Here is a 15718-nt window from a genome sequence, read left to right as displayed (position 1 = left end):
CATAAAATCGATAACCTAAACCAGCAGCGATCCCAATTCCTCCGTCATTACTGGCCGTGCCACCAACGCCGATATAGATATCTTTAATCCCTTGAGCAATGAGATGACGAATCAACTCTCCAATACCACAAGTTTGGATTTGAAGTGGATTTCGTTTCTCTAGCGGAATTTTTCCAAGGCCAACCAAGTCGGCAACTTCAAATAGTGCCAGTTGACTTTTTTGAAAATAGCGCATTTCTACTTTTTGTCCAAAAGGTCCTGTCACTTGGATCCATTTTTCTTCAAGGTCAAGAGAATGTCGAATGGAATCTACTGTACCTTCGCCACCATCACCAACAGGGCAGAGGAGGCATTCTACATCTGCTATCGATTGTTGGAAGCCTCTTTTTATTGCTTCAGCTACCTGTTGAGCTGTCAAGCTTTCCTTAAATGAATCTGGTGCAATTACAATCTTCATATTTTCCCTCATTCTAACCAGTCAATCAAAGGAAGAACTTCTAAAAAATCCCTCTTGTCAACATGATTCGGTATTTCTTTTTTGAGCACTTCTTTGGCACAAAAGGCGATTCCTAGCCCCGCCGACTTCAACATTAATAAATCATTGGCCCCATCACCGATTGCAATCGTTCTTTCTTTAGGAAGTTTGAGTTCCTCTCTCCATTTTTCCATAGTCTCTTTTTTGACCTCAGGACTGATAATTTGTCCAACTAATTTTCCTGTTAGAAGACCATCTTTGACTTCAAGTTGGTTGGCAGAGAAATAGGCAATACCAAGTGATTTCGCTAATCTCTCAACTATTGGTATAAATCCACCAGACACCAGACCAACCAAGATGCCATTCTTTTGAAGAATAGAGATGAATTCTTGAGCATTTGGCGATAGATGAATAGTGTTGAAGACTTTCTCAAATACAGAAACAGGAAGACCTTCCAAAAAGGAAACTCTTTTGATTAAACTACTTTCAAAGTCTAACTCTCCTCTCATTGCCCGACTTGTAAGCTGCGCAATTTCCTCCTCACAACCTACCTCTCTTCCCAAAAGGTCAATCACTTCTTCTAGGATTAAGGTTCCATCGACATCCATGACACACAAGCCTTTTATTTGAGACATAAGCTCTCCTCTCTAAACAGCCCAAAAATCGTATGAAGTCATCATACGATTTTATCTATTAATTAACTAAACTATGATACAAGTCAAGATATGACTTGCAAGCTGTATCCCATGAGAAATCGCACTCCATAGCTTGTTTTTGTAAGTTTCTCCAAACATCAGGATGGTTTCGATACAAGTCCAATGCTGTTTGGAAAGTCCAATTTAACCAATAAGGAGATAGATTGTCAAAGCTAAAGCCCGTACCGCTTCCTTCGATTGGATTAAAGGCGCGGACAGTATCTCGCAAGCCACCAACTTCATGAACCAATGGCAAGGTTCCGTAACGCATCGCCATCATTTGAGACAAGCCACACGGTTCAAAACGACTCGGCATGAGGAAGAGATCACAAGCAGCGTAGATTTCTTGAGCTAGTTTGACATCAAAAGTGATATTTACTGATAACTTATCAGGATAAATCTGAGCAAACCATGAGAAAGCTCCTTCAAAGGCTGGATCTCCAGTACCCAAAAGAACAATCTGAACATCTTCTTGCAAGATATGGTGCAGACTTTCGACCACCACATCAAAACCTTTTTGACGTGTCAAACGAGAAACAATTCCCACCAGTGGAACATCAGCTCTAACAGGCAAGCCAACTCTCTCTTGTAATTTCGCCTTATTTTGTGCTTTTCCAGACAAATCTTCCTGATTAAAATGATAATCTAAAAGAGCATCCGTCTGAGGATTATACAGGTCAGCATCAATCCCATTCACGATACCAGAGACCTTGCCAGATTCCATTCGAAGAATCTGATCCAAGTTACATCCGAACTGACTAGTCATAATTTCATGAGCATAACTAGGCGAAACGGTTGAAACACGGTCTGCATAGAGAATACCAGCCTTCATCCAGTTCAGACAGTTATTCCAGCGAAGGGTTCCATCAGCATACCGTTCAAAGCCAACTCCAAACAAATCCCATAACATTCCTTCTGAAAATTGTCCTTGGAATTCTAAATTATGAATGGTTAAAACAGTTTTAATTCCTTGATAAGCTTGAATCCAACGGTATTTTTCCTTTAACAAGAACGGTATCATGGCTGTATGGTAGTCATGAACATGGAGAAGGTCAGGAATAAAGTCAATCCTTTCCATAGCCTCAATGGCAGCCAGTTGGAAGAAAGCAAAGCGTTCTCCGTCATCAAAATCGCCGTAAACATGACCACGGAAGAAATAATATTGGTTGTCAATAAAGTAGAAGGTCACACCGTTTAAGACTGTTTTCTTAATCCCACAATACTGTCTGCGCCAACCAACACTCACCTCAAAATGAAGAACATCTTCAATCTGATTTCCAAATTTAGCCTCTACCATGTCATAGTAGGGTAAAATTACTGCAACTTCATGGCCCGCTTTTACCAGTGATTTAGGAAGAGCGCCAATGACGTCTCCCAAACCACCTGTTTTTGAAAAGGGCGCACCCTCAGCTGCTACAAATAAAATTTTCATGAATGAATATCCTCTGTTACTTTGCTACCTTTCTTAACGACGACTGGATGTTCTGCAGTTCCACGGATCACAACTCCATCCGCAACTTCAACACCCTTGTCCAAGATAGCATATTCTACCTGAGCACCTTCTCCAATAACAACACGAGGGAATAAGATGCTATCTTTAACCAAGCTATCCTTATGGACATGAATATTACGTGATAAAACAGAATTAGCCACTTGACCTTCAATGATACTACCAGAGGCAAACTGAGAAGTGCTTACCTTAGATGTATTAGCATAATAAGTTGGCTCTTCGTTTTTTACCTTTGTGTAAATCTTTTGGTTTGGAGTAAATAGAGAGTAGAATTTTTGAGATTCAAGCATATCTTTATTAGCTTGGTAATAAGACTCTACAGAATGAATATTTGCCAGATAACCTGTGTACTCGTAGGCAAAAGCCCCTTCTTTTGCCGCCAAATCCCGTAAAACATAACGCAATTTCTCTGGATGTTCTTTCTTAGCTTCTTCTTCCAAACGTTCAATTAACCACGGTGTATCAACGACAAAGATATCTGTGGACATATTATAGACTTCATCTGATGATTTACTATCAAAGAGTTTATGAGAACGAACATGGTCTGTTTCATCCACTTCCAAAATCGCATTTACTTCTGAAATGTCTTTCTTAGCTAGTTTTTTATAAACTACAGTGATAGGCCCTTTTGTTGTACTGTGTAGGTGGAATACTTGATTCAAATCAATGTTAATCAAAACATCACAGTTAAGTGAAACTGTTTGGTTTGAACCAGAACGCTTCAAATAAGTAAGAAGCTGATGATAGTATTCTTTTCCAACTGTACTACTTTCCACACGGGTATTGTAAATACCTAGATAATAATGGCTAAGAAGGGTTGACAAGCCCCACTCACGCCCAGAACGGATATGGTCAAAGACTGAGCTGATATTGTCTTGTTGGAAAATACCGAAAATACTACGCACACCAGCATTAGCAAGACTTGAAAGCGGGAAATCAATCAAACGATATTTACCACCAAATGGCAAACTAGCTACTGGACGGTGGTCGGTCAATGTTGACATATCATGAAAACCAACTGTGTTTCCTAAAATGGCAGAATATTTATCAATCTTCATCTGTTGCTACCCCCACTACTTCATCATATCCTACAACTTGTACTTCTTCTGTTCCATCAATTTCGACACCATCAGAAATAACTGCACCTTCACCAATAATGGCACGTTTGATTTTAGCTCCCTGACCAACAATTGCACCACTCATGATAACTGAATCTACTACTTCTGCCCCTTCGCGAACTTGCGCACCTGTTGAGAGGATAGAATGTTTAACAGTTCCATCTACGAAACAGCCATCAACAACCAAGGAATCTTCCACGTGAGCATTTGCCCCAAGGAAGTTTGGTGGTGAAATTAAGTTTCTTGAGTAAATCTTCCATTGACGGTTACGGCTATCCAAGGCATTTTCTGGAGAAATGTACTCCATGTTGGCTTCCCAAAGTGACTCAATCGTACCAACGTCTTTCCAGTAACCATTAAATTCGTAAGCATAGACACTTTCACCTGACTCAAGGTAATTTGGAATGACATTCTTACCAAAGTCTGACATATCGACATTGCTCTTTTCAGCAGCAACAAGCATATTGCGAAGACGTTGCCAATCAAAGATGTAAATACCCATAGAAGCCTTTGTAGATTTAGGTTGAGCTGGTTTTTCTTCAAATTCAACGATACGATTATTAGCATCTGTGTTCATGATACCAAAACGACTAGCTTCTTTAAGAGGGACATCTAAAACTGCTACTGTCAAGCTGGCATTATTATCCTTGTGAGACTGGAGCATATCATCATAATCCATTTTATAGATGTGATCCCCAGACAGAATCAAGACATACTCAGGATTAACACTGTCTATATAGTCAATATTTTGGTAAATAGCGTGGCTAGTCCCCTCAAACCAACGATTTCCTTCACTTGCAGAATAAGGTTGAAGAATAGAGACACCAGAATTGATACCATCTAGTCCCCAGCTTGAACCATTCCCAATATGGTTGTTGAGAGCAAGTGGTTGGTACTGTGTAATAACTCCAACATTGTTGATACCTGAGTTGGCACAGTTTGAAAGAGCAAAGTCAATGATACGGTAGCGCCCACCAAATTGCACAGCTGGTTTTGCGATGCTCTGAGTGAGTTTACCGAGACGAGTTCCTTGCCCACCGGCAAGAATCAAAGCTAACATTTCATTCTTCATTTTCTACTCCTTTTTGGTTTTTACTTGTGACGGTTTTAGTAGGTTTCAAGCGACGTTTGATTTTCCATATACTTGCTCCCATAGCCGGTAGGGTAAAGGTCAAGGTCTGCTCATAATCTTTCCATAGTCCTTCTTGCGTTTGCACAGTTTGATTATGTTCTTTCCAAACGCCTCCCCACTCTTCTAACTCAGTATTCCAGACTTCTTCATAGATCCCTGCAACAGGAAGTCCAATTGTAAAATCTTTTCGTTCAACAGGGGCCATGTTAAAGACACAGACTAGCATGTCGTCCTTCTTCCCCTTACGGATGAAGGAAAGAACACTTTGGTCTCGATTATCCGCATCGATAATTTCAATGCCATCATAGCTGGTATCGATTTCCCACAGACAGCGATGGTCTTTGTAAAACTGGTTTAGCTGAGAACTGAAATACTTCATCTTAGCATTCATAGGGTCTTCTAGATTAGACCATTCTAGTTGTTCTTCAGATTTCCATTCTAGGAATTGGCCGTATTCGCTACCCATGAAGAGCAATTTCTTACCAGGGTGACAAATTTGATAAGTGTAGAGATTGCGCAAGCCTGCAAATTGATTGTAACGATCTCCCCACATCTTATGCATCATACTCTTCTTACCATGAACCACTTCATCATGCGAGAATGGTAAGAGATAATTCTCCTTGAAGACATACATAAAGCTGAAAGTCACTAGGTTAAAGTCATACTTACGGTAAATCGGATCTTCTTCATAGAAACGGAGGATGTCATTCATCCAACCCATATTCCATTTGTAGTCAAATCCTAGACCATCTGAATCCTTAGTGTCAGTAATCTGAGTAGCTGACGAACTTTCCTCAGCTATCATCATAACATCTGGATGAACTAGTTTAATCACATCATTCAAGCGTTTTAAGAAATAATAGCCTTCGTAGTTTAGATTGCCACCATCCTTGTTTGGCGTCCATGGTGCATCATCATAATCAAGATAGAGCATGTTGCTAACTGCATCCACACGAATACCATCTAAATGGTAAAAATCAATCCAAAACTTAATACTAGAAATCAAGAAAGACTGGACTTCATTCTTTCCAAGGTCAAAATTGAGTGCTCCCCAACCGTAGTTATGAGCCTTATTATGGTCTTGGTATTCAAAAGTCGGTGTTCCATCATAATAGGCCAAGGCATCATCATTGATAGTAAAGTGACCAGGTACCCAGTCCACAATGACCCCAATATTGTTTAAGTGACATTCCTCAACAAAATCTTGAAACTCTTCAGGACGACCATAGGCATGCTCTAGAGCAAAGTAACCCATAAGCTGATAGCCCCAACTCAAACCTAGTGGGTGAGACATCAGGGGCATAAACTCAATGTGAGTATAATTCATCTCAACCAAGTAAGGAATGAGTTCATCTTTCAATTGAGAAAAACTATAGGGGCTGCCATCAGAATTTCTTTTCCAAGAGCCAGCATGAGCCTCGTAAATATTGACAGGACGCTCTTCAAAGCTCAGGCGTTTTCTACGTGCTAGCCAGAGACCATCCTTCCATTTCTTTTCTGGAATTTCTGTTAAAATAGCCCCAGTACCAGGTCGTGCCTCATACCTTACAGCCAAAGGGTCAATCTTCATCAGCTGATGGCCATTTGCACGTGTAATATTGTACTTGTAAATTTGGCCTTCATGAGCATGGTTGGTAAAGACTTCCCAGACTCCAAATTCATTTCGTTCCATCGGAATTTGATTTTCAACCCAATTGGTGAAATCCCCTACCAAGTGAACAGCCTGAGCATTAGGCGCCCACACACGAAAAGTATAGCCATACTCTCCATTTTTTTCTTCCCTATGAGCTCCCAGATAGTGCTGGAGGTGAAAATTTTCACCTGTCATAAAGGTTTTTAAAGCATTATTATCCATACACCCTCCTGTTTCTGTAAGCGTTTTCTATAGATTTATTATACTACCTTTTTAGGGAAGATTCAAGTAAATTACGGAATTTGCAAAAAAATCTTTTGAAAGTCTTCAACAAATTCACTGATGTGTTCACTTATAAATCAAGAAATTTTCAGAAACACTTTGAAAACGAATTGTTTTTTTAACAATACTATCATAAAGTTCGTTATTTAGCTAACAAAAATATAATTTTAAGTAAAAAAATAAATCAGGAAACGAATCTCCTGATTTTATTAAAAGATAAAGTACCACAAATGAATTTAAATCGTAAATCTATTCTACAAAACTTTAAAGACGCTGGCACTGACACCACCAACCATGTCTTTATCACTTAAATGGCTATTGGTCACCAATAGTTCTAGATTTCCAGCATTTTCAAACTGGAAGTCTTGCCCTTTAGCATTAAATACAACCAGTAAATGGTCTTCCCCTTGAATCTCATAGACAATCCAACCACTATGTTCGTGGGCTGAATGAACAAAAACATGATGGTAAATCTCATCATAAGTTGGGTAAGAAAAGGCACTGCTTTCTGTCTTCAATCGAATCATCTGACGAATAAACTCAATACTATCTTGACGCTCATTAAGCAAGTCCCAGTTCACTTGATTCACGCTATCAGGAGCATTATAGCTATTCATAGCACGTTCTCTATCATCATGGGTCAGCTCACCATTTTCACCAGTCGCAACAAGTTTGGTACGACCAAATTCTTGACCGATTTCCATAAAGGCCATCCCCTGCATGAGCAGATTCATGGCTGTAGCAGTTTCGACCTTGCGCATGATTTGCTCTGAACTTTGGTCTGGATGTAGGGTTGCCAACAAATCGTGAAGATTGTAATTGTCATGGGCCTCTACATAGTTAAGCACTTGGTTTGGATGTGTATAGGTTCCTAATTCACGACTTCCTAGGATTGCTTTGGCTAGAATTGGCTCCGTAGCAGCACCACTAACAAAACCTGACTTGATAGCACCATAAACTTCTCCACCTTTGACAGCATCACGCTGATTGTCGTTAAAGAAACCGATATTTGGCATCTGGTAGGCATTGTCTTTCTTAGCCTTATCATAAGGGGCAAGACCTGTTCCCATATCCCAACCTTCTCCATAAAGGATAATGTTAGGGTCAATTTCATCCAAGCTCTGACGAATCATCTGCATGGTCTTGACATCATGAATCCCCATCAAATCAAAACGGAAGCCGTCAATATTGTATTCCTGCACCCAGTATAGAAGAGAATTAATCATATACTTGCGGAACATTTCGTGTTCACTGGCTGTTTCATTTCCAACACCCGTTCCATTCTGGAAAGTACCGTCTGGATTCATACGATAATAGTAATCAGGGACAGTTGTTTGGAAAGGTGCATCAACAACTGAGAAGGTATGGTTATAGACCACATCCATAATGACACCAATACCCGCATCGTGATAGGCTTGAACCATGGTCTTCAAATCACGAATGACCTGAGCTGGATCATCTGGATTGGTTGAAAGGCTTGTCTCTGGTGCGTTATAGTTTTGTGGATCATAACCCCAGTTGTAGGTTACATTCCCATCCTCATCGTATTCTTTGTGACGGTCTGCAATTGGTTGCAATTGAACATAATTATAACCCAGCTTCTTGATGTAATCAAAAGCAGTTGACTGACCATACTGGTTAACCGTTCCAGTCTGGGCAGCACCCAAGAAAGTTCCTCGAAGATGTTCATCCACACCTGATGTCGGTGATTTGGTCAAATCACGAATGTGCATTTCACAAATAACTGCCTTACATGGATTTGCCAAGCGCCAAGTAGCATCAGAACCGTGCTTAACCTCAAAGTTTTCAACTTGCTTTTCTTCATGGCTCAGGATAGCTGAACGTTTGCCATCAGGACTGGTTGCGATAGTGTATGGGTCGCGAGTAAGACTTTGGTGATGGGGAAATTGAACTTGATACTGATAAGCCTTACCAGTCAAATCTTCCTCAACATCCAAACTCCAGACACCGATTGTATTGTCCTTATGATTATAGGAGTAGCTGTTACCTCTCTCCATATCAAAAGTCTTCCAAATAGGTGAATCATTAGTAGCTGATTCATAAACGACAACCTGCACTTCTGTCGCTGTTGGAGCCCAGAGAGCAAAATGAGCCTGATTGTCCTCTACACGGCAACCCAATTCCCCTTGGTAGCCCCAATGGTGATCAAAACTAGCACTGTTAATGGCCTTATCAAAGGCAAAAGGATTTTGATTCTTATAGAAAGGACTTGCAATAGCAGGATTTTCAGAGTAATAAATCCTATCATCCCCTTCCAAAATCCAGACCTCTGTTAAGAGGGGATAGTGATTAAAACGGATAGCATATTCTTTACTGGTTTGGCCTGTGTGAACCACAAAATTCAAGCTTTCTAAGGCATGAGCGCTTGGGTGTTCGAAACTAAATAAGGCGCCAAAATAATCTTCTTTGTAGGTCAGCAAATCAATCCGTTGATCCTGACTTTTCACAAAAGAGCAAGTGTCGTATTCTCCATTCTTACGATGGTAATGAATGCGCATGGGGTAGTTATACATTTTATATTTTTCCTTTTTACTTCTATTTTCTTTCTATTTTACTAATAATTTTTTGTAAATCTCGTCTCAATTAACAAACATAGTTATATTATCTAAACTCTGATTTTAAACGATCATTACAAACTTTCTAGCCAAGCTTCATCTCGAACTTCGATACCAAGTTCTTGTGCTTTTTGAAGTTTACTTCCAGCATCTGCTCCTGCAACGACAAGGTCGGTCTTTTTAGAAACACTACCTGTCACTTTGGCACCCAGACTTTCGAGTTTACTTTTAGCTTCTGAGCGCTTGAGACGTTCCAATTTTCCAGTCAATACAACGGTCAAGCCTGACAAGGCTGCACCCGCTACTACTGTCTGACCTTTATAATCCAGATTGACCCCAGCTTCTTTCAATTCTCTTAGGAGAATTTCAGAGCCTTCTGTCGCAAAATAAGTCTGAAGACTTTTGGCAATCACACCACCCAGACTTTCAATACTAGCCACTTCCTCTGGATCTGCCTGAGCCAGATTTTCAATTGAATGAAAATGTTGAAGTAAGAGCTGACTGGCCTTGCTTCCGACATGACGAATTCCCAAACCAAACAAGAGCTTCTCGGCAGAATTTTCCTTAGATGCTTGAATGGCTTGATACAGTTTAGAAGCAGACTTTTCCTTAACCCCCTCTAAAAGGAGGAAATCTTCTTCTTGTAATCGGTAAATATCCGCCACATCCTTAACCAAATTGGCTGCGAAAAGCTTCTCAACAATAGATGGACCAAGGCCTGTAATATTCATAGCATCACGAGAAGCAAAGTGAATCAAACCTTCCATGATTTGGGCAGGGCAACGCGGATTGATACAACGAAGGGCCACTTCATCTTCAAAGTGCAACAAGTCAGAACCACAACTTGGGCAGTTTGTAGGGATATCTAGTTTCTCTTCAGAAACCCGTTTGGACTCTACCACACGTAAAACGGCAGGGATGATGTCCCCAGCCTTATAAACGATAACCGTATCGTCTTTTCGGATATCTTTTTCAGCAATATAGTCCACATTGTGTAGGGTCGCACGGCTAACAGTTGTACCAGCAAGCTGAACAGGAGTCAGGTTGGCAGTTGGGGTCACAACACCAGTACGCCCCACAGTCCAGTCAACTGATAGAAGCTGAGCTTCTTTTTCCTCAGCAGGAAACTTGTAGGCTACAGCCCACTTTGGAGCCTTAACGGTAAAGCCAAGTTCTTCTTGACCTGCTAGGTCATTGACCTTAATCACCACCCCATCGATATCATAAGGCAGATTGTCCCGTTCCTGTCCTACTTCTTGGATAAAATCCCAAATCTCATCCATGCTTTCAGCCAGAATTCGCTTAGGATTAACCACAAAACCTAGTTGTTCTAGGTGCTTCAAAACCTTTTCTTGGCTATCACGAGTTGACGGACTGGCTTCTTGATAGAGGAAAGTGGCAAGGTTACGCTTGGCTACTACTGCTGTATCCAGCTGACGCAGAGTTCCTGCTGCCGCATTACGAGGATTGGCAAATTCAGACTCTCCATTTTCTTGGCGAGCTTGGTTAACCTGGTCAAAAGAAGCGCGTGGCATGTAACATTCCCCACGAACTGTGATATCTAGTTCTTCTGGCAAGGTCAAAGGAATGTCCTTAACACGCTTGAGGTTTTCTGTGATGTTCTCCCCAACAGAACCATCTCCACGCGTTGCCCCAACAACGAAAATCCCCTTTTCATAAGTCAGCGAGATAGATAAGCCATCGATTTTCAGCTCACAAATATAGGTCGGATGAGCCACTTCCTTACGAACACGCGCATCAAAAGCTTCAAGCTCCTCACGTGAAAAAGCATCCTGCAAACTATAAAGAGGATACTGATGACTGTATTTTTCAAAACCATCTAAAACCTTGCCACCAACACGATGGGTCGGACTGTCTGCTAATACTTGATCTGGATAGGCAGCCTCCAACTCGACCAACTCACGGTAAAGGCGGTCATACTCACTATCTGAAACCGACGGATTGTCGCTGCTATAATACTCAGTCGCATAGCGATTGAGTAAGGCGACTAACTCATTCATTCTTTTATTCATAAAACCATTTTACCATAAACTAAGCCCTCCTCACAAACGAGAAGGGCGGAAAAAACACTCAGATTGGAATTATTTTTAAAACTCAAACAGTCTTATGTCTCTTTTTCAAAACGGGTTCGAACATAGCCTAGAGCTAAGAAAGATAAAACGACAACTCCAAGTCCTATAATCAAGAAAGAATAAAGATGGACACTTGGAAGAAAGGTCATTAAACCTGTTACTATAGGCATAAATAGTATAGCTAAGGTATAAATCGAACTGAGAACTCTTCCCAGATATTCACCTTCAACCTTGGTTTGTACTTGAGTAAAAAAGTGAATATTGAAAATCGTCATAAAGAGTTCACAAATGAAATTCCCTGAAAAAGTAAGATAAGATGGGAGGGTAAATCCCATTATCATTACCCCAAGTCCAGTTAGAGCCAATAAAAACAGAAGCATTCCCATACTGGCTTTAATCTTACTAGCTAGCAGCGCCCCAACAATAGACCCAATAGCACCCATTGTTAAAATAGTAGCATAGGCACCTTGTACTCCATAGAGTTGATTTGAAAAGGGAAGGAGGTAATTAAAAGCTGCAAAGAAAAAATTGACACTTGAAGCCATGACTAGTAAAAAGAAGATTTCCCTTTGCTTCACAATATAGTGAACTCCCTCCTTGATATCAGCACAAATAACTTTTAATGTAAGTTTCTTCTCCACCAAAGTCTTCTCTTCTTTTTTGGGAAGCAGGGCTACCAAGCCAAAAGCGAGAAAAAAACTAAGGGCATCTAATACCAAGGTAATGCGAAGACTTGCGAATTGTAAAACCAGAAAAGAAAGTACAGGGGAACTCACACTGACAACCTGCATCACCAACTCCAAACGAGAATTGTAGAGGACCAATTCATCCTTCTCTACCAATTCTGTGATAATGGCCTTATTTGCAGGTCTAGAAAAGGCAAAAGCAATAGCCTGAACAATGTTGGCAAAAATCAAAGCTCCAATCATCCAGCTGTCATTCCTTATAAAAGAAATAGCCAGACAAAGAATCCCACAAACAAGGTCTGTCGTCATTAAAATCTTACGACGAGAAAAACGGTCTGAAATAACTCCGCCAAAGGGATTGATCAGAATGGATGTGACGAGTTCAGAAATCTGATACATTCCTAAAACAGTCTGCCCGATAGTCCCCATGGAAGCCAACCAGACACTATTTCCATAATCATAGAGCATATTCCCTATCTTATTAACAGCTCCACGGCTAATCAACTGTACTGCATAGCGATTCATATAAAAACTCCTCTCAAATTTTGAAACTATTGTATCAAAACCGAAAGGAGCTTTTTCATTTTTCCCTTATTTGGGAAAATTAATCTTTGACAAATTTTTCGTAGTGTTCCTGATAGTAGGCTACTTGCTCTGGAAGACCTAGCACATCAAAAATATGCATGGCCTCTTGCATCTGCTTACAGCCTTCTTTACACTGTCCTTTTTGATATAAGGCAAAGCCTTTTAGGTAATGTAAAATATTTCGTTCATACAGACTAATGTTTTTGCCAATAATCTTCTCTGTATAAGTCTCAAAATAGCTTGCATTGTCAAAAGAAAGATGTTCTAAACAATGCTGGTAACAATTGAGAGCCAAAATCAACACTAATCTCTTATGACGCCCAATCTCTTGGTAAAATTCTTCCCTCTCCATAACTTCTCTACCAATCCGTGTGACATAGTCCACATCGTAGAAACTATAGAGGTTCCCGAAAAGAATCAACTCATACATGGTCCATTCTTCTGTTTTGAAGAGATAATCTGCTACCTTATCCAAATCATCCTGCTTCATATCATAACTCAAATCTCTTTGACAAATCAGACCCTGTAGCAAAATCCAGTTCAGCTCAAAATAGAGGGGATTTGTCGAACTCTTAGTCTTTTCAAGTTGTTCTTCTTGAAGCTTTTGAAAACCTGCAATATCATTTGAGTAGTAAAGCGGAATAATTTGTCCCATCATGGCAACATGTTCATGATTATGAAAATCCCTAGCCTTATCCATGAAATTTTCGATTGTGACATGAATGTTATCCAAAATATCAAAGAAACGTGAGACTGCTAGATCAGACTCCCCAAGCTCAAAGCGAGATAACTGAGAAGTTGAACAGGACTCCCCTGCCGCCTCCTTTAAAGAATAATTTCCACTTGTCCGAAATTCACGAAATACTTTTCCAAGATGTTCCATCTTTACACCTGCTCTGATAATTCTTCCCACTCAAGCATAGCTTCTTCCTGACGATGGCTGATTTTGTCCAGTTCAGCCTGCAATTCCACCAGTTTGCCGGCATCGTTTGTTTCCAACATTTGTTCAGAAATGTCTTGGCTTTGACTTTCTAACTCTTCGATTTCAGCTTCTAGACTTTCGATTTGTCGCATGAGTTTACGGGCTTCTTTTTGACTTTCTTTCTGAGCTTGATAGTCATTAACTGGACTTGCTTCTTTTGCTTGATTAGTAGTTGAAATTTCCTCAGTTTGAATCATTTCTACTTCTGCTTTCTTCTCGACATAGTAGTCGTAATCTCCAAGATAGAGAGTTGATCCATTCTCAGACAATTCCAGTACATGAGTTGCCACACGATTGATAAAGTAACGGTCGTGACTGACGAATAGAAGAGTTCCATCAAAGTCAATCAAGGCATTTTCCAACACTTCCTTGCTATCAATATCCAAGTGGTTGGTTGGCTCATCCAGAATCAAGAAGTTGTTGTTTTCCATGGAAAGTTTAGCCAGAAGTAAACGGGCTTTCTCGCCACCAGACAGCATGCCGACTGATTTTTTAACATCATCTCCTGAGAAAAGGAAGGCACCTAGACGGTTACGAATTTCAACTTCTGGTGTCAGTTTAAAATCATTCCAGAGTTCATCCAGTACAGTATTACTTGGTGTCAGCTTGCTTTGGGTTTGGTCATAGTAACCAACCTCAACATTGGCGCCAAAGCGCTTCTCACCCTTGATAAAAGGAATCTGGTCCACGATTGATTTAATAAAGGTTGACTTGCCAATACCATTGGGACCAACGATAGCGACAGCATTCATCTTACGAAGGTCTAGGTTAATCGGTTGTGACAAGACTTCCCCGTCATAGCCAACAGCCGCATTTTCAACAGTCAAAACAACATTACCAGACGTTTTTTCAGACTGGAAGGTCATGTTGGCTGATTTCTTACCAGCTTCAGGCTTGTCCAAACGTTCCATTTTTTCCAGTTGTTTTCGGCGAGATTGGGCACGTTTGGTCGTTGAAGCTCGGACTAGATTGCGATTGACAAAGTCTTCCAGAGCAGCGATCTCCTTCTGCTGCTTTTCATAGTTTTTTGCCTCAGTAGCTAGTTTTTGCTCCTTCAGCTCGACAAAACGAGAGTAATTGCCCACATAACGATCCAAGGAATGCTTGGTCAAATCTAGCGTAATTGTCGCAACCTTGTCTAAGAAATAACGGTCGTGGCTGACAATAATGAGTGCGCCACTATAGTTTACCAAGTAATTCTCTAGCCAAGCAATAGTTTCGATATCCAAGTGGTTGGTTGGCTCATCCAATACCAAGAGATTTGGCTTTTCAAGAAGCATTTTAGCAAGTGCCAAGCGAGTATTTTGACCACCAGAAAGCTCAGCAATTTTCATCTGCCACATAGATTCATCAAATTTGAATCCATTCAAAATCGCTCGTATATCAGCTTCAAAGGTAAAGCCACCTGCTTGGCGAAAATTCTCAGATAAGCGGTCGTAATCTGACATCAGTTTCTCTAAATCTTCACCAGACTTTTCACCCATCTCCAGTTCCATCTGACGCAGTTGTTGCTCAGTCCGACGCAGGTCATCAAAGACATGAAGCATCTCATCGTAGATGGTATTTTCAGACTCAAAACGGCTATCTTGGGCTAGGTAAGACAGAGAAATATCTTTTTTCTTATTGATTTCTCCACTAGTTGGCTCCTCTTCTCCAACCAAAATCTTCAAAAGAGTAGACTTACCTGCTCCATTTTTCCCAACAAGAGCAATCCTGTCTCGTTCATCAACCTGCAGGTTGATATTATCAAAAAGAACCTCTCCTGCAAAAGAACGTTCAATTTTATTAGCTTGTAAAATAATCATACAAGTAGTATAGCATGTTTCCCTAAGGCATTCAAGACTTGATAAACAGGCATATGTCACTACTTTTCTGAAAATTATGCTACCGTTTTACTAAAACGCTAAAAAGTGCTATAATGTGAACGGTTAAAACAATTTACAAAAAGGAG

The 15718-nt window shown here is 40.4% G+C and carries 11 protein-coding genes; all 11 read right to left on the bottom strand.

Going from position 1 to position 15718, the window contains the following annotated elements; all coding sequences use genetic code 11:
* The coding region (locus NMM17_RS07675; RefSeq protein ID WP_254754182.1) for a glycerate kinase at nt 1-457 on the bottom strand (457 nt) is incomplete at its 3' end.
* Between the two features lie 8 nt (nt 458-465).
* Nucleotides 466-1110 carry a phosphoserine phosphatase SerB gene (gene serB, locus NMM17_RS07670; protein WP_000078280.1) on the bottom strand — a complete coding sequence of 215 codons (645 nt, stop codon included), beginning with the start codon at nt 1108-1110 and terminating at the stop codon, nt 466-468.
* A gap of 58 nt (nt 1111-1168) precedes the next feature.
* The gene (gene glgA / locus NMM17_RS07665) at nt 1169-2602 is read right to left on the bottom strand and encodes a glycogen synthase GlgA (protein ID WP_000697303.1); all 1434 of its coding nucleotides are present in this window, start codon (nt 2600-2602) and stop codon (nt 1169-1171) included.
* Complete coding sequence (glgD, locus tag NMM17_RS07660; protein ID WP_000687026.1) at nt 2599-3738, bottom strand: glucose-1-phosphate adenylyltransferase subunit GlgD; 1140 nt, start codon at nt 3736-3738, stop codon at nt 2599-2601. The genes glgA and glgD overlap by 4 nt, the downstream gene beginning before the upstream one ends.
* The gene (locus NMM17_RS07655) at nt 3728-4870 is read right to left on the bottom strand and encodes a glucose-1-phosphate adenylyltransferase (protein ID WP_020902830.1); all 1143 of its coding nucleotides are present in this window, start codon (nt 4868-4870) and stop codon (nt 3728-3730) included. Before NMM17_RS07655 ends, glgD begins: the two co-directional genes overlap by 11 nt.
* Nucleotides 4860-6785 (bottom strand): 1,4-alpha-glucan branching protein GlgB, encoded by a 1926-nt coding sequence (gene glgB / locus NMM17_RS07650; RefSeq protein WP_254754181.1) that lies wholly within the window; start codon nt 6783-6785, stop codon nt 4860-4862. Before glgB ends, NMM17_RS07655 begins: the two co-directional genes overlap by 11 nt.
* A gap of 314 nt (nt 6786-7099) precedes the next feature.
* A complete protein-coding gene (pulA, locus tag NMM17_RS07645; protein ID WP_000283055.1) occupies nt 7100-9379 on the bottom strand; it encodes a type I pullulanase in 2280 nt (759 codons plus the stop codon).
* Nucleotides 9380-9495: 116 nt separating this feature from the next.
* Nucleotides 9496-11454, bottom strand: a complete 1959-nt coding sequence (ligA, locus tag NMM17_RS07640) for an NAD-dependent DNA ligase LigA (protein WP_001042564.1) — start codon at nt 11452-11454, stop codon at nt 9496-9498.
* Between the two features lie 92 nt (nt 11455-11546).
* Nucleotides 11547-12725 (bottom strand): MFS transporter, encoded by a 1179-nt coding sequence (locus NMM17_RS07635; protein ID WP_001083041.1) that lies wholly within the window; start codon nt 12723-12725, stop codon nt 11547-11549.
* A 79-nt stretch (nt 12726-12804) separates the two neighbouring features.
* Complete coding sequence (locus tag NMM17_RS07630; protein ID WP_000400536.1) at nt 12805-13668, bottom strand: XRE/MutR family transcriptional regulator; 864 nt, start codon at nt 13666-13668, stop codon at nt 12805-12807.
* 2 nt (nt 13669-13670) lie between these two features.
* Entirely contained in the window at nt 13671-15572 is a 1902-nt protein-coding gene (locus NMM17_RS07625; RefSeq protein ID WP_254754180.1) for an ABC-F family ATP-binding cassette domain-containing protein, read from the bottom strand.
* Nucleotides 15573-15718: the final 146 nt, after the last annotated feature.

The sequence above is a fragment of the Streptococcus sp. CF7_Ac1-12 genome (assembly GCF_024295905.1).
GTDB classification, from domain to species: domain Bacteria; phylum Bacillota; class Bacilli; order Lactobacillales; family Streptococcaceae; genus Streptococcus; species Streptococcus mitis_AP.
This window is presented reverse-complemented; position numbering and strand designations above follow the sequence as displayed.